The sequence below is a fragment of the Lysobacter yangpyeongensis genome, from assembly GCF_042655745.1.
GTDB lineage: Bacteria > Pseudomonadota > Gammaproteobacteria > Xanthomonadales > Xanthomonadaceae > Agrilutibacter > Agrilutibacter yangpyeongensis.
Window position 1 is genome coordinate 155,232 of the sequence record NZ_JBHSNM010000005.1, and the last position, 18,685, is coordinate 173,916.

Here is an 18,685-nt window from a genome sequence, read left to right on the forward strand (position 1 = left end):
ATTCGGAGGGAGAAGGATGAAGGAGAACCACCTGGAAGAGGTCTGTCTCGATTGGCTGGATGGCCTGGGCTGGACCCGCATGCACGGCGAAGCGCTGGCCCCCGGCGGAATGGAGGCGGCACGCGAGCGCTGGTCGGAGGTCGTGCTGGCGCCCCGGCTACGCGATGCCGTGGTGCGCCTGAATCCCGGTCTTGCCGCGTCCGAGGTCGATCTGGCGGTCGCCCATGTATCCGGCTATGCCTCGCAATCGCTGGTGGACGGCAACCGCGAGATGTACGACTGGCTGCGCAACGGCGTGCCCGTCGAACGGATCGAAGCCGATGGCCACCGCACGGTACTGCGCGTGCAGGTCATCGATTTCACCGGCAAGCAGAACGAACTGTTGGCGGTGCAGCAGTTCACGGTGCAGGGACAGAAGGTGCGGCGGCCGGACCTGGTCCTGTTCGTCAACGGGCTGCCGCTGGTGGTGATCGAGCTGAAGAATCCCGCCGACCTCAATGCCGACTACGAATCCGCCTTCCACCAGATCCAGACATACAAGGCCGATATCCCGCAGCTGTTCTGGTTCAACCTGCTCAATGTCATTTCCGACGGCACGGTGGCGCGGTACGGATCGTTGACCGCGGACCTGAGCCGTCATTCGCGCTGGCGACTGCTCGGCGGCGAGAAGGCGGGCAAGGGACAGCTGGAGCTGGACGTGCTGATGCGCGGCCTGCTGGAGCCGCGGACGTTGCTCGACTTCTTCCGTGGCTTTGTCGCCTATGGTGGTGCGGACGGCGGCGCCAGCTTCAAGGTCATTGCCCAATGGCACCAGTATCACGGCGTGCGGAAGGCCGTGGCGCGCGCTGTCGAGGCGTTGGTGCAACGCAAGGACGGCAAAGGCGGCGTGATCTGGTTCACGCAGGGCTCGGGCAAGTCGCTGCTCGCCCTGTTCTATGTAATGGCGTTGCGCGACCGTCGGGAGTTCGAGAACCCCACCGTCGTGCTGGTTACCGATCGCAACGATCTGGATGGACAGTTGTTCGAGACGTTCGCCGATTGCCGCTGGTCGATCCGGGCGACGCCCGTGCAGGCCGACAGCCGCGAGGACCTGCGTGACAAGCTGTCGCAGTCGCAGGCGGGCGGCGTGTTCTTCACCACGATCAATAAGTTCGCACCGCGTCCGGGTGAGCGGACGGTGCCCACGCTGTGCGATCGTTCCAACGTCATCGTCATCGCCGACGAAGCGCACCGCACCCAGTACGGCTTCAAGGCCGACCTGGATACCGAAACGGGCCAGACCAGGTACGGTCTGGCCAAGTACATGCGCGATGCGCTGCCGAACGCCATCTATCTGGGCATGACAGGTACGCCGGTGAGCCTGGACGACCGCGATACCGAGGCTGTCTTCGGCACGTACGTCGACGTGTACGACATGATCGCCGCACAGGAGGACGAGGCCGTCGTCCCGGTCAGCTACGAGAGCCGGATCATCGAGCTGCGCTTCAACGAGGCCGAGAAGCAGGCGTTGATGGATGAATTCATCGACGTCACGGAAGGCGAGGACGAAAGCGAGCAGACGAAGACGGTCAGCCGCCTGACCCGCCTGGAAGCGCTGGCCATCGCCGATGGCCGCCTTGAGGTGCTGGCAGCGGATCTAGTGGCGCACTGGGAGGCACGCAAGGAATCCGTGGCCGGCAAGGCGATGATCGTCGCCATCTCGCGCGAGGCGGCCGTCCGCCTGTACGACGAGATCGTCAAGCTGCGGCCCGACTGGCACAGCACCGACATCAATCAGGGCCGCATCAAGGTGGTGATGACCGGCAGCTCGGCCGATCCGCTGCACTTCCAGCCGCACCGTACCGACAAGCCGCAGCGCAAGCTGCTGGAGAAGCGGTTCAAGGATCCCGACGACGCGCTCGAACTGGTAATCGTGCGCGACATGTGGCTGACCGGCTTCGACGCGCCACCGGTACACACCTTGTACGTGGACAAGCCGATGCAGGGACACGGGTTGATGCAGGCGATCGCCCGAACGAACCGCATCTGGAGCAACAAGCCCGGCGGCCTGATCGTCGATTACATCGGTATTGGCGAGGAGCTGAAGAAGGCGATCCGCCAGTACACCAAGGAATCAGGAAGCGAACGCGAACCGGTCGACACCTCGGGACTGGCGCTCAAGATCCTGCTGGATACCCTCGATGTGATCCGTCGGGAGTTGTTCCACGGCTTCGACTACAGCGGGTTCGACGACCCCAAGAAGGCGCTCGCGCTGCTGGCACCCGCCATGGAGCATGTGCTTCAGGTCGATCCGGAGCCGGACGAGAAGGGCCGCAATCGCGGTGTGCGGTCGTACCTGGACCAGGTCGCCAAGCTGACCAAGGCGCAGGCGCTGGCGGGCACCTTGGCGCCCGCCATGGCGGTTCGCGAGGAGATCGCCTTCTTCCAGGCTGTCCGCGTGTGCCTGATCAAGCTGACGCGCGCGGGCGAAATCCGCTCCCGCATCGAGAAGGAAGCCGCGTTGCGGCAGTTGGTAGCCAAAGGCGTCCTGGTCGAGGGCGTCAACGACGTGTTCGCGACGCTTGGGCTGGGGCGTCCGGATATCTCGCTTCTGGATGAGGAGTTCCTCAAGCAGATCCGGGAGATGCCCACCAAGAACCTTGCCGCCGAGCTGCTTGAGCGCCTGATCGCCGATCAGGTGCGGGCGCGCGGGCTGCGCAATGCCATCCAGGGCAAGGAGTTCACCGAGAAGCTGGAAGAGGCGATCAGCAGGTACCAGAACAGGGCGCTCACCACCGTCGAGGTGATCGAGGAACTGATCAAGCTCGCCAAGGAAATCAATGCGGCCAAACCACCGCATGACATGAGCGAGGAAGAGTTCGCCTTCTACCAGGCGCTGTGCGAGAACGAGTCGGCCGTTCGCGAGTTGGGCGATCCCGTCCTGCGAAAGCTCGCCCACGAACTGACGGACAAGCTACGGCGGTCGGCGACCATCAACTGGCAGAACCGCGCATCCGCGCGGGCGAAGATGGTCGCGTTGGTGAAGGTCTTGCTGGTCAAGTACAAGTACCCGCCGGACAAGCAGCCGCACGCGACCGAAAAGGTGATGGTGCAAGCGGAGTTGCTGGCGGATACGTGGGCGGCCGAGGCTGCGTGATCGAATCGAGGGGGCGGGGGATGAGGCTGGTCGGACGAATTTCCGATTGGAACGACGACAAGGGTTATGGCTTCGTCGCCCCGCACGACGGCGGCGCGCGGGCGTTCGTGCATATCAAGGCGTTCCAGGCAGGTTCGCGGCGCCCGGTTGCGGGCGACCTGATCTCCTATGAAGCCACGCAGGACCAGAAGGGCCGGACCAATGCGGTCAACGTGCGCTTCGCCGGCCAGCGCATCGCGGAGCCGAAGGTGCGGCCCGCGCGGTCCGGTGGGCTGCGCAACATCCCTCGGCGCACGTTGGCCGTAATGGCATTGCTCGGCGTCGCGGCGGCGGCTGCCGTGGGTTGGGTTCCTGTCCTGGTGACGGTTCTCTACGTCGTGTTGAGCCTGGCTTCCTTCCTTGTCTACTGGTGGGACAAGGACGCGGCGAACGCGAAGGCGTGGCGCACGTCGGAGGGCACGTTGCACCTGCTGGACCTGCTCGGTGGCTGGCCCGGCGCGCTCGTCGCACAGCAGCAGTTCCGGCACAAGACGGCGAAGGCGTCTTTCCAGACGGTGTTCTGGATCACCGTGGTGCTCAACATTGCCGGCATGGGCGCTGCCGTGGCTTCGGGCGCAGCGGCGGAAGTGTCGCGAATGATGCTTGGACTTTAGGGCGAGGGGCGCGTGGTCTACGAGCAGCGAAGGCGCTCAAGCTGATCGCGTCCGCAGGGCGCCAAGCCCCGGGCTGGTGGGGCCTCGATGGATCACGACGGAGTAGGCTGGCGCTGCCCGCCCGGGTAGCGCGAGTACACCAGGCCTGGAGACCGCCCATGACCCCCGAACTAGCCGCCGCCAACGTCAACCGCTCCTACCAGCTGGCGGCGTCGAGCATTGCGATCTTCACCTTCCTGCTGTTCTTCCTGTTTCCGCGGTACACCAGCGGGCAGGTGAATGCGGTGCTGTACCAGGTGGCGCTGGTGGGGATGGGGGTGGCGACGTTCTCGTTCGCGTTTTCGTCGTTCTTCTATTACGGGGCTTCGCTCGGGGCGCGGATGGGCGATGAGGAGCGGGTGCGGTATTCGCGGCGGGGGGATCGGTTCTGGTTGCTGGGGTGTGTGCTGTTGTTCTTGACGCCGAGTCTGATTCTGTTGGCGATCGGGTTGGTGGTGGTGGCGGTGGTGTGGTTTGCGTTGTGGGTGGTGTATGTGGGGTTTGTGGGTCGGTTTTTTTCGCGGGTTCTGGCGGGGGATTGAGGGGTTTCGCGGTCACGTCCCCTCACCCTGCCCGCTACGCGACTACGCGACGCTGTCCCTCGCTCTGCCTCCGGCCCTTGCGCATGGCGCAAGAGCGTTCAGTCGGACATGCGCCAGTGGCGCATAAGCGTCGGCCTTCACCCCGCAAGCGGGGCGAGGGGGGACGCTAGCGCGCGCCTTGCGTCAGCGAGGAACTACGTGCGCCTTGTGCGCCGGGTATTCAGCGACGCTCACCGGTGATTCGCGCGCAGGTGGTTACCTCGACTTCGAACGTCCTCAACACCGCTAGCGCGTTGCGGTGCCGCGTCGGGGTGATCGCGGCAGTGCCGTCGCTGGCGACGATGGTGTCCAGGCGGCGCATGCGGGCGCCGATGGCGCTGGCGAGGATGCAGTGGTCGGTGGCGATGCCGGTGAGGATCACGCGGCGGATGTCGAGTTGCGACAGCAGCACTTCGAGCGCGGAGTTGTAGAACGCGGAGTGCTGCGGCTTGAGCATGCTGTAGTCGTCCTGTTCCGGCGGCAGGGCCTGGATCAGCGGGGCACCCGTGACGCCGGGCTGGCTGCAGATCGCCACCAGCTGGCGGAAGTCCTCCTGCCAGTGGGTGAAGTTGTCGTTGACGTAGACGACGGGGACGCCTTGCGCCTTCAGGCGCCGGCGCAGTCTCGCAATGCGGCGCGCGGCGGGCAGGGCGTGGGCGAGCAGGCGCTTGCCTTCGGGGAAGTCCAGGGCGTTGATCATGTCGATGATCAGCAGCGCGGTGCGGGGGCGGGGCATGGGCGTGACGCGGCGTTTCGGTGCGGTGTGCCTAGGGTTGGCGACGCGGTGGATGTTGCGCGTGAATGTGCGACGGTTCGGATGCCGCGCAGGTGGGGCGTCCGCGTTTCGCGGCCGTAGGCCGCTCCTGCATGTCGCGGGTAGGGGCGCCCCATGGGCGCGATCGCCGCGCGAGGGGAGTCTTCGTCCCGGCGTTGCTACGCGCTAATCCGCTGCATCGGTGTCCGGCGCCGGGCCTGGCGTGGTCGCGGCCCGCGCCTTCGCCTGTTCGATGCGAGGCAGGTTGGCTTCGGCCCAGCGGTCTACCGGTTCGAGTGCGCGGCTGAGGGAATGGCCCAGTTCGGTAAGGCGGTAGTCGACGTGCGGTGGCACGGTGTGGTGGTCGATGCGCATGACCAGGCCGTTGGCTTCAAGGTCGCGCAGGGTCTGGCTGAGTACTTTCTGCGAAATGCCGTCGATCTTGCGCAGCAACGCATTGTTGCGTTCCGGGCCGCGTGCGAGCAGCGGGACGATCAGCAGGGTCCATTTGCCGGCGATCAGTTCCAGCACGGCGCGCGAGGGGCACATGGATGAATAGACGTCGGCCATGGTTACCGGAAGGTGCGTACTTGAAGTGGCGGGAGCATTGCACAAGCTTGCTCGCTCCGGAGTCAGGAGCGTGTGCGATGGCGTGGTTACTGGTGATTGCGGCGGCGTTGACGGAAGTCGGGATGGCCGCGGCGTTGAAGGCGTCCGAGGGCTGGACGAAGACGGGGCCGAGTGTGCTGGGCGTGGTGTTGGCGCTGGCGTCGATTTTTCTGCTGACGAAGGCGTTGCCGTCATTGCCGACGGGGCCGGCGTATGCGGTGTGGACGGGGTTGGGGGCGATCGGCGTGGTGCTGGTGGGGGTGGTGTTTCATGGCGATGTGTTGTCGCTGGCGAAGGTGGGGTGCATCGGGTTGATTGTGGGTGGGGTGGTGGGGTTGCGGGTGTTGTGAGGGGCTTTTGCTCGTCATTCCCGCGGAGGCGGGAATCCAGTGTCTTGGCACTTGTTCGTCATTCCCGCGGAGGTGGGAATCCATGTCTTTGGCCTTTGCTCGTCATTCCCGCGGAGGTGGGACTGCAGCGTCTTGGCCCTTGCTCGTCATTCCCGCGAAGGCGGGAATCGAGTGTCTTTGGTCTTTGCTCGTCATTCCCGCGAAGGCGGGAATCCAGTGCCTTGGCCTTTGCTCGTCATTCCCGCTTTCGCGGGAAGAGAAAAAAGCGGAAGGCACTGGATTCCCGCTTTCGCGGGAATGACGAACAAAAGCTTGACCGGACATTCGTCCGTTGAAACCCGCGGGAATGACGAGCAAAAGCGAAAGACTCTGGATTCCCGCTTGAACGGACATCGTCCGTTGAAGGCCCCGGGAAGGACGAGCAAAAAGAGCGGTGGCACACCGGTCCTTTATGTGAGTGGCAATGGTGGGCATGAGCCCACCCTACGCACTGTCGTTATAGTGGCGCTCCCGCGAATATGGACATCCGCATGCCCCATCGTCGTCTTGCCCCGCTCGTCCTGCTTTCCCTGTGCGCCTGTGCGCATTCCGGAACGGCAACGACGTCAACACCGCCCAAGGAAGAACTCGCGATGACCTCCACAGCCGGAAGCACCACAAAGCCGACACCGAAGCTCGATGCCGAACACGCGCTGCTGCGGTTGCTCGAGCTGATCCGCACGACCCCGGCGATGCGGGGCCTCACGCAGGAAAAGCTCGCCCAGGTCATCGGCCTGGATTTCGTCGCCAGCGGCAGCGGTCGCTATGGCGCGGGCGAGCGCATCACGCAGGACTGGTGGTACGGCGTGGAACTCGATCAGACCCTGGTCGCGGGGCCGCGTCTCGACTTCAGCTTCAATCCGGACCAGACCGGTGCGGCGCCGTCGATGTCGGAGATCTGCGCGCTGGACTTCGATCGATTCGCATCGGAACTGGAAGCCATGGGCTTTACCCGCGAGCGCTATCACGGCGAACACGGCCGGGTGATCCATGACCGGTTCGAGCGTGCCGGTCTGGCGGTCACCGTGTACTCACAGCAGGAAGCCAGCGCGCCCGCCGACAAGGCGGCCCATGCCTGCATCAGGACGGTGCTCGTGAACTGACGGCTCACGGAGGAGCCCCCATGCCTACTCTCAGTCCCCAGGCCCAGGCCGTGGTAACGGCCTTTGGTCAGCAGCAAGGTGTGAGCGCGGATCAGGTGACGAACCTGCAGGCGGCCATCAACGGCTCGCCGTCCCTCATCGATCAGATCAATGCCGCGGTCCAGGCCGGCCAGTTGCAGCGGATCGTTCCGCTACCGCCCGGTACGCATGCGGGTGGCGAATACGATGGCGCTGCGAAGGAAATGCGCATGCCGGTGTCGATCCTGACGACACCGGCGGCGGGTGCGTTCGATCCGGCCGAAGCCACCTTCGTGCTGGGTCACGAATTGCGGCATGGCCACAACCATGCGGCCACGGTCCAGGCCTATCGCAGGTTCAATGGCGACGTGGCGCAGATCGCGCAGAGCCATGCCGCTGTCCACGACTACACCCAGGTCACGGCGACGCTGATCGCTGCCAATCGTCGCGACGAAGCCGGCGCCGAGATCGCGGGCTGGAATGCCGTGGTGGGCATGGTCAAGGCCTCGCATCCCCATCCGACACTGGAAGACATCTACAAGGCAAGTCCGTTCCGGATGGGCGATTTCATTGACCGGAGCGCGAGTCCGCCGTATCGCTATTCGCTCAAGCCGAACCTGAGCCTGAATCCGGACCTGACGCTGGCGCAGTCCTCGGCCAATCTCGAAGCGATGGGTGCCAACTACTTCGACAAGCCGAATTCGCGGCTTGGGTACAACGGCAATTCGGATTACGCCAACTACTACGGCGCCTATGCCGTCGGTGTGGCGGGGCGTCAGGAGCGCCAGTACGCGACGACCCACGGCAGCGTGGTGCCGCAGATGACGTTCGATCTGGGCAGCCTGCGGCTGAGTGAAAGCCAGATGGAACAGAACGGCATCGACCTGGGAACGAATCACAACCCGATCGCCTACCTGGACCGCAGTGTGCAGCCTCCGGCTCTGCATCATTTCGATCACACGAAGTCGACGCATACGCACGTGCCCGTCGCCGCGCGCGTGGCGGAGGAAGCCGTGGTCCGGCCTGATCGGGATCCGCGCGCACCGGAGCATCCCGATCACGTCCTGTTCCAGCAGGCCCAGCGCGGCGTGCATGCGCTGGACGCTGCACTGGGCCGTGCGCCCGACGCGGCCAGCGAGCGGATGGCGCTGAATCTCACCGTCCTGGCCAAGGAACATCGGCTCCGCATCGACCATGTCGTACTCGGCCAGACGGCCTCGGCGACGGGCGAGAACGTGTTCGTCGTGCAAGGTGGCCTGGATGATCCGGCGCGGGCGCTGGCGTACATGAAGACCGAGGCGGCGCTGCATACGCCGGTGGAGACGGCGCTGCAGAACCTGGAGGCGATCAACCGGTCGCAGGTGCTGAGGTCTGAGGTGACGGCATTACAGGCTCAACCACATCCGATGCAGGAACCGTTGCGGATGATGTCGCACTGAGCGTCGTCGGAGGTTTGGTTCGGCGTGCTGGATTGGCGTGATGCTGGTGGGGTTGGGTTTCACTGCGATGCGTTGTCGCTGGCGAAGGTGGGGTGCATCGGGTTGATTGTGGGTGGGGTGGTGGGGTTGCGGGTGTTGTGAGGGGGCCTTTTGCTCGTCATTCCCGCGAAGGCGGAAATCGAGTGTCTTTGGTCTTTGCTCGTCATTCCCGCGGAGGTGGGAATCCAGCGTCTTTGGTCTTTGCCCGTCATTCCCGCGGAGGTGGGACTCCAGTGTCTTGGCCCTTGCTCGTCATTCCCGCGGAAGCGGGAATCCAGTGTCTTGGCCCTTGTTCGTCATTCCCGCGAAGGCGGGAATCGAGTGTCTGTGGTCTTTGCTTGTCATTCCCGCGGAAGCGGGAATCCAGTGTCTTGGCGTTTGCCCGTCATTCCCGCGAAAGCGGGAATCTGGTGTTTGGCGGAGCGAATGGCTTGGATGGTGTTGGGGCTGCGGGCGTTGAAGAGCGAGGACACTGGATTCCCGCTTTCGCGGGAATGACGAGCAAGAGCGAAAGACTCTGGATTCCCGCTTGAACGGACATTCGTCCGTTGAAGGCCGCGGGAATGACTAGGAAAAGGCGGAAGGCACTGGATTCCCGCTTTCGCGGGAATGACGAACAAAAGCTTGACCGGACATTCGTCCGTTGAAGGCCGTGGGAATGACCAGAAAAAAGCGGAAGGCACTGGATTCCCGCTTTCGCGGGAATGACGAACAAAAGCTTGACCGGACATTCGTCCGTTGAAGGCCGCGGGAATGACGAGCAAAAGCGGGCAAGAGCGCGCTTGCTACGACGCCGCCGAGACCACCGATGCCGCAACCCCCGCATCCCTGCGCCCCAACTCCCGTTCGATGACCTCCGCGGAAAGCGGTCGGGAGAACAGGTAGCCCTGCATCTGCCGGCAGCCCAGGTCGCTCAGTGCATCGGCCTGGGCTTCGGTCTCCACGCCTTCGGCAACGACGTCGCATTCCAGCGACTGGGCGATGCCGAGGATCGCCTGGATCACCGCGCGCGCTTCGTTTTCGTCGGGGAGGCCGTGGACGAAGGCGCGGTCGATCTTGATGGTGTCGAAGCGGAAGTCGGCGAGGTAGCTCAGGCTGGAATAGCCGGTGCCGAAATCGTCCACCGACAGGCGTACGCCCATCGCGCGGATGCGGTCGACGAGCTGGCGCGAGCGCACGTTCTGGCCGAGCATCTGGCTTTCGGTGAATTCGACTTCCAGCAGTGACGCGGGCAGGCGGGCGTCGGTCAACGCGCGTTCGATGTTGCGCACCAGCCGGTCCACGTCGGCGCGTGCGAGCGACATGTTCACCGCGACGGGCACGGCCGCGAGTCCCGCCTCGAACCACGCGCCGACCTGGTGGCAGGCTTCGCGCAGCACCCATTCGTCGATCGCGGTGACCAGGCCGGTTTCTTCGGCGATGGGGATGAAGTCGGCCGGTTCGATCAGCGTGCCGTTGGGATGGCGCCAGCGCACGAGGGCTTCCACGCCGACCAGTTCGCGCTCGGGGTAGCGCATCTTCGGCTGGTAGTCGAGGTACAGCTGGCCTTCGCGGATCGCCGCGCGCAGTTCGGTTTCCAGGCGCAGGCGCTGGTCGGCGCGTTCGCCCATCGCCGCGGTGTACAGGCTGAAGCGGCCGCGGCCGGCCTGCTTGGCGTGGTACAGCGCGGTGTCGGCCTGCTTGATCAGCGTCTTGGGATCGGTGCCGTTCTGCGGGAACACGGTGATGCCGATGCTCGCGGACACGTGCAGCGTGCGCTTGCCGTACTGCAGGGGCTGTTCGATGGTGCGGATCAGTTGCTCGGCGGTGCGTTCGAGCTGGCCCTGGTCGGCGACCTGCGGCAGCAGCAGCACGAATTCGTCGCCGCCCTGCCGGCTCACCGTGTCGGCGCCGCTCACCACGCGCTCCAGTCGCGCGGCGAGCGTGCGCAGTACCCAGTCGCCGGCCTGGTGGCCGAGCGAGTCGTTGATGTGCTTGAACAGATCCAGGTCGACGAACAGCAGCGCGCCGCTGCAGGTGTGCGGCGCTTCCTCGCAGGCGCGCAGCCACTCGGCCAGGCGCTCCTGCAGCAGGCGGCTGTTGGGCAGGCCGGTGAGGTGGTCGTGCTGGGCGAGGTAGGCCATGCGTTGCGCCATCGCGTGCGCCTGGCTGATGTCGTGCACGACCATCACGCCGCCGATGACGCGGCCTTCGTCGTCGCGCAGCGGCGCGTCGGAGACTTCGACCTGCAGGCTGTCGCGATCGGAACGGCGCAGCACCAGCGCGCCTTCGAAGACGCGGTCGTCCTGGTGGCGCCGCGCATCGGTGCGCACCGGCGGCGCGTTCGGATCGTCCGATTCGTGCAGGCGCACGACCTGTTCGAGCGGCCTGCCGATGGCTTCGCCGCGCGAGCAGCCGGTGATGTCCTCGGCGACGCGGTTGAGCGAGGTGACGGTCAGCGCGGTGTCGTAGGTGAGCACGGCATCGCCGATCGACTGCAGGGTCACGCGTGCCTGTTCGCGTTCGCGGCGCAGCGCGTCCTCGGTCTGCCGCTTCAGGCTGACGTCGCGGATGCCGGCGACGACCTGCGCGGTGGCGTGGCCGGTGAGACGGCTGAGCACGACTTCCACCGGGAAGGCGTGGGCGTCGGGGCGCAGTCCGTTGAAGAGCAGCACCTCGCCCGCGGGCGTGTCCGGCGTGCCTTCGTAGGCGGCGGTCAGGGCGATGGCGAGGCGTTCGGGATCGTCGATGAAGCGGCCGATCGATTCGCCCAGCATCGCGTCGCGCGGCACGGCGAAGATGCGCTCGGCCTGTTCGTTGACCAGGACGATGTGGCGCGTGGGCACGTCGACGACGACCATCGCGTCCGGCGCGGATTCGAGCAGGTTGCGGAAACGCCGGTCGGCTTCGTGGCGCCAGGTGACGTCGATGCCGAGCACCAGCACGCCCGCGGTGCTGGGCAGCGGTTCGTACGCGGCTTCGAGCACCGTGCCGTCGTCGAGGGTCACGTCGAAGCGTTGCGGGGAGCCGGCCAGGGCGCGCTCGAGGTGCGGCTCGATCTGTGCCGCGACGTGGTCGCCGAGCAGCTCGCGCGGGTGCTTGCCGACGATGGCTTCGGTCGGCATGCCGTACGCGTTGCGGTACTTCGCGTTGACGAAGCGGTAGCGCAGGTCGGCGCCGATCTCGGCGACGAAGGCGGGCAGGGCGTCGGTGAGCACGCGGATGCGTTCGCCGGCCTGCATCGCGCGCTGGCGTTCGCGATCGCGCTGGTCGCTCATGAACGCGACCAGCAGCGGACCGACCGCGCTGAGGCAGCCGGCGTACCACAGGTCGCCCAGCGCCATGTCGTGGCTGGCCATGCGCACCGCGGGCAGGTAGCCGCGCTGGTGGGCATCGACCACGACCAGCACGGCGGCGACCATCAGCGCGTTGCACAGCGCGGTGCCGAGCACGCCGGCGCGCACGGCCACGATCAGCAGCGGCAGCGAGATCAGCAGGAACGGGTGGCGCGCGTAGAGCAGGCCGGCGGCGACCACCAGCACGGTGAGTGCGGTCAGGCCCCAGAATTCCAGCGCCTGCGCGCCGATGGTGATGCGGCGGAGTGCCGCGCGGTTCAGCGCCCACAGCAGCGGCAGGATGACGAACATGCCGAACGCATCCGCGCGCCACCAGTCGATCCACAGGCGCAGCCACGGCACGTCGGTGACGACCCAGCGCGTGGTGGCGCCGAAGACGGCGGCGATCGCGGGCACGACCAGCACGCACAGCACGAGGAAGGCGAGGACGTCGCGGTCGCTGAGGATCGCGCCCGGATGGAAATGCAGGCGGCGCAGGACCAGGCACACTGCGTAGATCTCGAAGGCGCTGGTGAGGCCGCCGAGGAAGGCGAGGCCCAGCGGGTGATGCAGCAGCGCGCCGTTGATGGTCACGGCGAGGACGACGGCGGCGAGCAGCCAGGGCAGGCGCAGCGTCGGCCGATGCGCGGCGTAGCCGATGACGAGTGCGTTGGCGATCCAGATCGAGGCGACGCCGCCGCTCGCCTGCTGGATCTGGAACGTGGACCATGCGACGACCCAGTAGCAGGCCGTGGCAATCGCAAACCGCGTCAGCTGCTGCATGCGCAAACCGCCAGCGAGGGTGGTGCGGGGCAGTGTGCCGTGAATCGGGTTGGGACGGTGTTGTGGCGAGGTACGTGTGCCGGCAACAGGACCGACCGCAGGAGCGGCCCATGGCCGCGGTCGCGTGCCGCTTTCTGGTCGCGCCCAAGGGGCGCTCCTGCGGAAACGGGAAGGCCCGCTTGCGCGGGCCTTCGGTGGGGGCGGGTGATGGGGTTACTTCTTGTCTTCGTCGGCCTTCTGCTCGGCCTCGTCGGCGACGTGCTGGGCGGCGTCGGCGGTCTTCTGCGCGGCGGTCGCGGTGGCGTCGGCGGCTTTGGCGGTGGCTTCGGCGGCGGCCTGGCGGGCAGCGTCGGCGGTGTCCTGCGCGGCGGCGCCGGCTTCGGCGGCGGCTTCGCCGGTGGCGGCGGATGCGGCTTCGACGCCTTCGCGGGCGGCTTCGCCGGTGGCCTGCGCGGCTTCGCTGGCCTGCTGGCCGGCCTGTTCGGCGGCGGCGCTGGCTTCGGCGGCTTCGTTCCGCGCGGTCGGGGTTTCGTTCTGACACGCCGCCAGCGCGAGCAGGGCGGCGGTGGTGAGCAGGGCGAGTCGGGTGTTCATGGTGATCTCCGGATGGGGGCTTCGGTAAGAGCGTGTCTCACGACGAAGGTGGAGGACGGATACGGCTGGTCCGGAGTCAGGGTTAGGACAGGGAGTGTGAACGGGGTGTCGAAGGCGGAAGGCGCCTTCCCGAGCGCAACAGACCAAAGCCGCTCGCTGCGCTCGCACCCCTCCCCGGCCCTCCCCTTCGCTTCGCGAAAGGGAGGGGGAAAAGCGGCGAAGTTATCCCGGCAACATGTCTACGTCTTGCCCCGCCCCTTCCGCGCCGGCGGCACCCCCGCGCGCGTCTTCGACACGTGCGCGTGTTCGGGCACATGCCAGCGCCAGGGATGCTCGACGGCGTGGCGGATGCCGATGCGCGGGCCGGCGATCGGGTGTTCGGGCGGCGGTGTGCCGTCGGAGACGATGGTGATGCCGCGCTCCATCGTCACCAGGTCGGCGCCGTCGAACGTGCGGTCGATGCCCATCGCCTGGGCGAGGCGGCCGGGGCCGCTGGCGATGTCGCGGGTGCGCGCGGGGAAGCGGCGCGCTTCGCGCATAAGCTCGATGCCGTCGAGCGGTTCCATCGCGCGCAGCAGCACGCCGACGCCTTCGCCGGGCCGACCGCACACGGCGTTGGCGCACCAGTGCATGCCGTAGGTGAAGTACACGTACAGGTGCCCGCCGGGGCCGAACATCGTCGCGTTGCGCGCGGTCTTGCCGCGGTAGGAATGCGCGGCGGGGTCTTCGGCGCCGGCATAGGCTTCCACTTCGACGATGCGTCCGGCGCGGCCGTCGTCGCGCAGCAGGATCTTGTTCAACAGTTCCGGCGCGACCACGCGCGGATCGCGGCTGTAGAAGGCGCGCGGCAGGCGCGTGCGGCGTGGATGGGGACTGGGCGGGCTCAAGAGTGCGCGTGTGCGAAGAGCGACGACGCGAGTATGCGGTGGGTGGGGTGAGCGCAATCGCAAAAAGCAGCTTGCTCGCGTTCGCACCCCACCCCGGCCCGTCCCTTCGCTGCGCGAAAGGGAGGGTGAAAAGCGGCGACTGCAGTTCGAGAAGCGTGCGATGCCCTGGAAAGAATTCCGTTGTGCGTGCGCTAGCGCGCGGACAGGCTCACGCATCCCACTCCAACGGCCCGAGCCGGTCGCGCAGTTGCATGTCCCACTCGCGCTTGCGGGTCACCGCGTCCTTGATGTCGTAGCCGGTGGGGCCGCTGAAGGTTTCCAGGCGGCGCCAGATCAGGTGGCCGGGTTCGCCCAGCGGATCGAGGGCGCGTTCTTCGTAATAGATGGCGATGGCATCCATCGCCGGGACATCGGCCAGCTTCGGCTTGAGCTGGACCGAGTAGCGGACCGTGCAATGGGGCATGGCGGCGAACCTGCGGTGCGGGGGATTCGCCAGTAAGCCACCGCGCGAGCGGGGGACGGGAAGTACCCGGATGGGGGAGGGGTTGCGGCGCCTCCGCCCGCATCCGGCGTAGGCTGGGGCCCCTCGTGAACGCGCGCGAGCGCCCAAGGACCCCATGAAACCCCGCAAGCACGCCACGCCCGACGACGACCAGTCCCGCCTCGCCGTCCTCATCGATGCCGACAACGCGCCGCCCGCGGCGATCGAGGGCCTGCTCGCGGAAGTGGCGAAGTACGGCGTGGCCAGCGTGAAGCGGATCTATGGCGATTTCACCTCCAACCAGCAGTCGTCGTGGAAGAAGGCGCTGCTGAAGCACTCGATCCAGCCGGTGCAGCAGTTCGCCTACACCAGCGGCAAGAACGCGACCGATTCCTCGCTGATCATCGATGCGATGGACCTGATGTACACGCGACGCTTCGACGGGTTCTGCCTGGTGTCCAGCGACAGCGACTTCACCCGCCTGGCGCAGCGGCTGCGCGAAGAGGGCCTGATTGTGTACGGCTTCGGCGAACGCAAGACGCCCGATGCATTCGTGCAGGCCTGCGACAAGTTCGTCTACACCGAAGTGCTGCGCGCCCAGGCGCCCGCCGCGGCGGCGCAGGAGAAGCCTGTGCCGGCACCGGCGAAGAAGGCGGCGAAGAAGACGCGCGGCGCGACGGCGACGCCGACGCCGGTGCCCGCGGTGGTCACGGCACCGGCGCCGGCCGCCAAACCGAAGGGACCGGAACCGTTGCCGCTGGAGCTGATCCGTCAGGCGATCGAGGAAGGCTCCGACGAGGAGGGCTGGGCGCACCTGGGCGCGGTCGGCAATTACCTCAACAAGATCCGTCCCGACTTCGATCCGCGTCTGTACGGGCAGAAGAAGCTCAGCGATCTGCTGCGCCAGCATCCGCGGCATTTCCGGCTGGAAGAGCGTTCGGCGCCGGGGAGCAGCGGCAAGACCCTGTATGTGCGGGCGGTGGATTGACTCGCAGGGCGCAATGAAATTGCGCCGTCGGATGCGTCCGGCGCATTACGCCTGCGGCTAATGCGCCCTACGACGCTGCGGTTGTTCCCCTTCTCCCCGCTCCGCGGGGAGAAGGGATCTCGCAGGGCGCAATGAAATTGCGCCGCCGTATGCATCCGGCGCATTACGCCTGCGGCTAATGCGCCCTACGGCGCTGGGTCGTTCCCCTTTTCCCCCGCCGCGGGGAGAAGAGATCTCGTAGGGCGCAATGAAATTGCGCCGCCGTATGCATCCGGCGCATTACGCCTGCGGCTAATGCGCCCTACGACGCTGCGGTCGCTCCCCTTCCCCGCGCCGCGGGGAGAAGGGGAACGAGATAAGGGGCTTTTGATTTGGTCGGCTGAATCGCGCTTGACGTCCACCTTCCCCGCTCGCTGCGAGCATCTGTGGTTCGCGGACACGAGGAGCACGGCGATGGCGCGGCACGACACGCACACGGGGAAATCGGGATCCGGCGGCAAGCGGCCGCCGATGGATGCGGACGAAGTCGAGCGCACCGTCGAGCGGCAGCGCGCGATCCAGGCGAACGTCGATCGCGAGGACGCGAAGCAGGCGGCGAAGGACGCCAGATCGAAATCCGGAAAGCAACAACACAAGCAACCCACCCAGGCCGGCCTGGAAAAACAGCCGGAAAACCCGCTGCCCGCGCAGCACCTGCGCAAGCCGGGCAACGAGCACGAGCTGGACCTGCAGCCGCGCTTTCTCGCCGAGCAGTACCGCGGCAGCGGCAAGCTCGAGGGCATGGTGGCGCTGGTCACCGGCGGCGATTCGGGCATCGGCCGCGCGGTGGCGGTGCTGTTCGCGCGCGAAGGCGCCGATGTCGCCATCGCCTACCTCGCCGAACACGAGGATGCGGAAGAAACCAGACGTTGCGTGGAGAACGAAGGCCGCCGCTGCCTCGTCATCGCCGGCGACGTGCGCCGTTCGGAGTTCTGCAACGCGGCGGTGCAACGCGTCGTCGACGAGTTCGGCAAACTCGACATCCTGGTCAACAACGCCGCCTTCCAGCAGCACGGCGCGTCGCTGGAAGACATCACCGACGAGCAGCTGCAGGAAACGCTGCAGACCAACATCGCCGGTTACATCCAGATGGCGCGCGCGGCGTTGCCGCACCTGCACGAAGGCGCGTCGATCATCAATACCGGTTCGGAGACCGGGATCTTCGGCAGCAGGAAACTGCTGGATTACTCGGCGACCAAGGGCGCGGTCCACGCCTTCACCAAGGCGCTGGCGAGCAACCTGCTGGAGCGCGGCGTCCGCGTGAACTGCGTGGCGCCCGGCCCGGTGTGGACGCCGTTCAATCCGGCCGACGCGCCGGCGGAAAAGGTGGCGCAGTTCGGCGCCTCCAGCGACATGGGCCGGCCGGCGCAGCCGGAGGAAATCTCGCCGGCGTACGTGTTCCTTGCCTCGCCGGTGTGCAGCTCCTACGTCAACGGCGTGATCCTGCCGGTGATGGGCGGGCCGCATGGGTGATGTGACGGCACATCCGCGACGGTAGTCGTCGCTCAGAAGCGACCGAAGCGCCTGTCCCCTGTTTGAATGCGCCCGATGACGCGCGATTGCTTTCGTGGCGCTCGCGCGCGTCTTGACACCCGCTCCCGGCCGCTTGCCCGACGATGATGGCCCGAGGTCGCGGGGCCATGCATGGGCAAGCGCAAATCCAATCCGTCGGACACCCGCGGCACACACGGCGCGCGCGAGCTGCCGCACGTGTCGATCGACAGCTACAACCTTGCGATCCGCGATCCGGACGGTGACGGGTTCCTTGGCGATCGCGCGAGCCAGACCGCGTTCCGCGCGCTGCTCGATCATGCGCGCGAGCACAACCGCACCGGCAAGGATCCCTTCGGCGGCAAGCCCGGCGCCGAGCTCGGCAAGAAGACGATCGACCTGGTGATGGTCGGCGGCGATCCCGACGCGGCGCACCTGGTGCACGTCGCGGTCGAGGCCTACGCGCAGCGCCTGGCCGGCGTGGTGCGCTGCTTCCTGGCGCAGCCCGAATGGGAGGACGTGAGCGGAATAGTCGTCGGCGGCGGCATGTCGGAGAGCCGCTTCGGCGCCCTGGCGATCCGCCGCGCGCTGCGCATGCTGCGCGAGGCCGACGTCGACATCGATCTGGACATACTCGATGGCGACCCGGACGAGACCGGACTGCTCGGCTGGGCGCCACTGTTGCCCGCGGCCGTGAGCGAGGACTACGACGTGTTCCTGGCCGTCGACGTCGGCGGCACCAACCTGCGCTGCGGCATCGTCGAGCACCGCCTGGACAGGAAAGAGGATGGTGCGAAGGCGCGCCTGCTCGAGCACATGCACTGGCGCCACGCCGACGACGATCCGGATCGCGGCGACGCGGTCGCGCGCCTGGCCGGCATGCTCAACGGTCTGACCGCGCAGGCGCGCACGCTGGGCATGAAGCTGGCGCCCTTCATCGGTGTGGCCTGTCCGGGCGAGATCGCCGAAGACGGCACGATCGCGCAGGGCGCGCAGAACCTGCCGGGCGACTGGGAAGCGCCGTTCGACCTGCCGCACGCCTTGCGCAGGCGCCTGGATCGCATCGACGGCCGCGTTCCCGCCGTCGTGCTGCACAACGACGCGGTGGTGCAGGGGCTCAGCGCGTGCCGGCGCATGCGCAAGGCGAAGCGCTGGGGCGCGCTGACCATCGGCACGGGGCTGGGGAACGCGAGTTACACCAATCGCTGAGCGCGCGAGGCGTGCCATGAGAACGCGGTGAAAGCGGCCGTGGACATGCCCTTGATGCGCGCGGGGCTATACGAATCCTCCGGCTGCGCCCGGTTGTTGGCGTCGCAGCCGCGGCGAGGGAACGCGCGGGGTGTGACAA

15 protein-coding genes are annotated in these 18,685 nt (G+C 66.9%); 9 read left to right on the top strand and 6 right to left on the bottom strand.

What is annotated here, in order from left to right; all coding sequences use genetic code 11:
- Positions 1-16 precede the first annotated feature (16 nt).
- The 3 genes from ACFPN1_RS13740 to ACFPN1_RS13750 all read left to right on the top strand — a co-directional run bounded on the left by ACFPN1_RS13740 (position 17) and on the right by ACFPN1_RS13750 (position 4,370).
- Positions 17-3,136, top strand: a complete 3,120-nt coding sequence (locus tag ACFPN1_RS13740; protein WP_386755696.1) for a type I restriction endonuclease subunit R — start codon at positions 17-19, stop codon at positions 3,134-3,136.
- Positions 3,137-3,156: 20 nt separating this feature from the next.
- Entirely contained in the window at positions 3,157-3,789 is a 633-nt protein-coding gene (locus tag ACFPN1_RS13745; protein WP_386755697.1) for a DUF1294 domain-containing protein, read from the top strand.
- 158 nt (positions 3,790-3,947) lie between these two features.
- Positions 3,948-4,370 carry a hypothetical protein gene (locus ACFPN1_RS13750; protein WP_386755699.1) on the top strand — a complete coding sequence of 141 codons (423 nt, stop codon included), beginning with the start codon at positions 3,948-3,950 and terminating at the stop codon, positions 4,368-4,370.
- 220 nt (positions 4,371-4,590) lie between these two features.
- Here ACFPN1_RS13750 and ACFPN1_RS13755 read toward each other — a convergent pair whose 3' ends face one another.
- Together ACFPN1_RS13755 and ACFPN1_RS13760 are read right to left on the bottom strand one after the other, a co-directional pair.
- Positions 4,591-5,145, bottom strand: a complete 555-nt coding sequence (locus ACFPN1_RS13755) for a cysteine hydrolase family protein (protein ID WP_386755700.1) — start codon at positions 5,143-5,145, stop codon at positions 4,591-4,593.
- 204 nt (positions 5,146-5,349) lie between these two features.
- Positions 5,350-5,733: a winged helix-turn-helix transcriptional regulator gene (locus ACFPN1_RS13760; RefSeq protein ID WP_386755701.1), complete on the bottom strand. Its 384-nt coding sequence runs from the start codon at positions 5,731-5,733 to the stop codon at positions 5,350-5,352.
- A gap of 77 nt (positions 5,734-5,810) precedes the next feature.
- On the opposite strand from ACFPN1_RS13760, the gene ACFPN1_RS13765 reads away from it, so the two are divergent.
- From ACFPN1_RS13765 to ACFPN1_RS13775, 3 genes are all read left to right on the top strand, one after another.
- Complete coding sequence (locus tag ACFPN1_RS13765; protein WP_386755702.1) at positions 5,811-6,122, top strand: DMT family transporter; 312 nt, start codon at positions 5,811-5,813, stop codon at positions 6,120-6,122.
- Between the two features lie 632 nt (positions 6,123-6,754).
- Entirely contained in the window at positions 6,755-7,264 is a 510-nt protein-coding gene (locus tag ACFPN1_RS13770) for a hypothetical protein (protein WP_386755704.1), read from the top strand.
- A 20-nt stretch (positions 7,265-7,284) separates the two neighbouring features.
- Complete coding sequence (locus ACFPN1_RS13775; protein ID WP_386755705.1) at positions 7,285-8,721, top strand: XVIPCD domain-containing protein; 1,437 nt, start codon at positions 7,285-7,287, stop codon at positions 8,719-8,721.
- 824 nt (positions 8,722-9,545) lie between these two features.
- On the opposite strand, the gene ACFPN1_RS13780 is transcribed toward ACFPN1_RS13775, so the two are convergent.
- The 4 genes from ACFPN1_RS13780 to ACFPN1_RS13795 form a co-directional block, all read right to left on the bottom strand.
- Positions 9,546-12,857, bottom strand: a complete 3,312-nt coding sequence (locus tag ACFPN1_RS13780) for a bifunctional diguanylate cyclase/phosphodiesterase (protein WP_386755707.1) — start codon at positions 12,855-12,857, stop codon at positions 9,546-9,548.
- A 213-nt stretch (positions 12,858-13,070) separates the two neighbouring features.
- Positions 13,071-13,451 carry a hypothetical protein gene (locus ACFPN1_RS13785; RefSeq protein ID WP_386755708.1) on the bottom strand — a complete coding sequence of 127 codons (381 nt, stop codon included), beginning with the start codon at positions 13,449-13,451 and terminating at the stop codon, positions 13,071-13,073.
- A 239-nt stretch (positions 13,452-13,690) separates the two neighbouring features.
- The gene (locus ACFPN1_RS13790; protein ID WP_386755710.1) at positions 13,691-14,338 is read right to left on the bottom strand and encodes a DNA-3-methyladenine glycosylase; all 648 of its coding nucleotides are present in this window, start codon (positions 14,336-14,338) and stop codon (positions 13,691-13,693) included.
- 208 nt (positions 14,339-14,546) lie between these two features.
- Positions 14,547-14,801: a hypothetical protein gene (locus ACFPN1_RS13795; protein WP_386755711.1), complete on the bottom strand. Its 255-nt coding sequence runs from the start codon at positions 14,799-14,801 to the stop codon at positions 14,547-14,549.
- Between the two features lie 154 nt (positions 14,802-14,955).
- Here ACFPN1_RS13795 and ACFPN1_RS13800 point away from each other — a divergent pair, with 154 nt between their 5' ends.
- From ACFPN1_RS13800 to ACFPN1_RS13810, 3 genes are all read left to right on the top strand, one after another.
- Complete coding sequence (locus tag ACFPN1_RS13800) at positions 14,956-15,807, top strand: NYN domain-containing protein (protein WP_386755712.1); 852 nt, start codon at positions 14,956-14,958, stop codon at positions 15,805-15,807.
- 453 nt (positions 15,808-16,260) lie between these two features.
- On the top strand, positions 16,261-17,319 hold the full coding sequence (locus ACFPN1_RS13805; protein WP_386755713.1) for an SDR family oxidoreductase: 1,059 nt from the start codon (positions 16,261-16,263) through the stop codon (positions 17,317-17,319).
- A 171-nt stretch (positions 17,320-17,490) separates the two neighbouring features.
- Positions 17,491-18,546 carry an ROK family protein gene (locus ACFPN1_RS13810; RefSeq protein WP_386755714.1) on the top strand — a complete coding sequence of 352 codons (1,056 nt, stop codon included), beginning with the start codon at positions 17,491-17,493 and terminating at the stop codon, positions 18,544-18,546.
- Positions 18,547-18,685 lie beyond the last annotated feature (139 nt).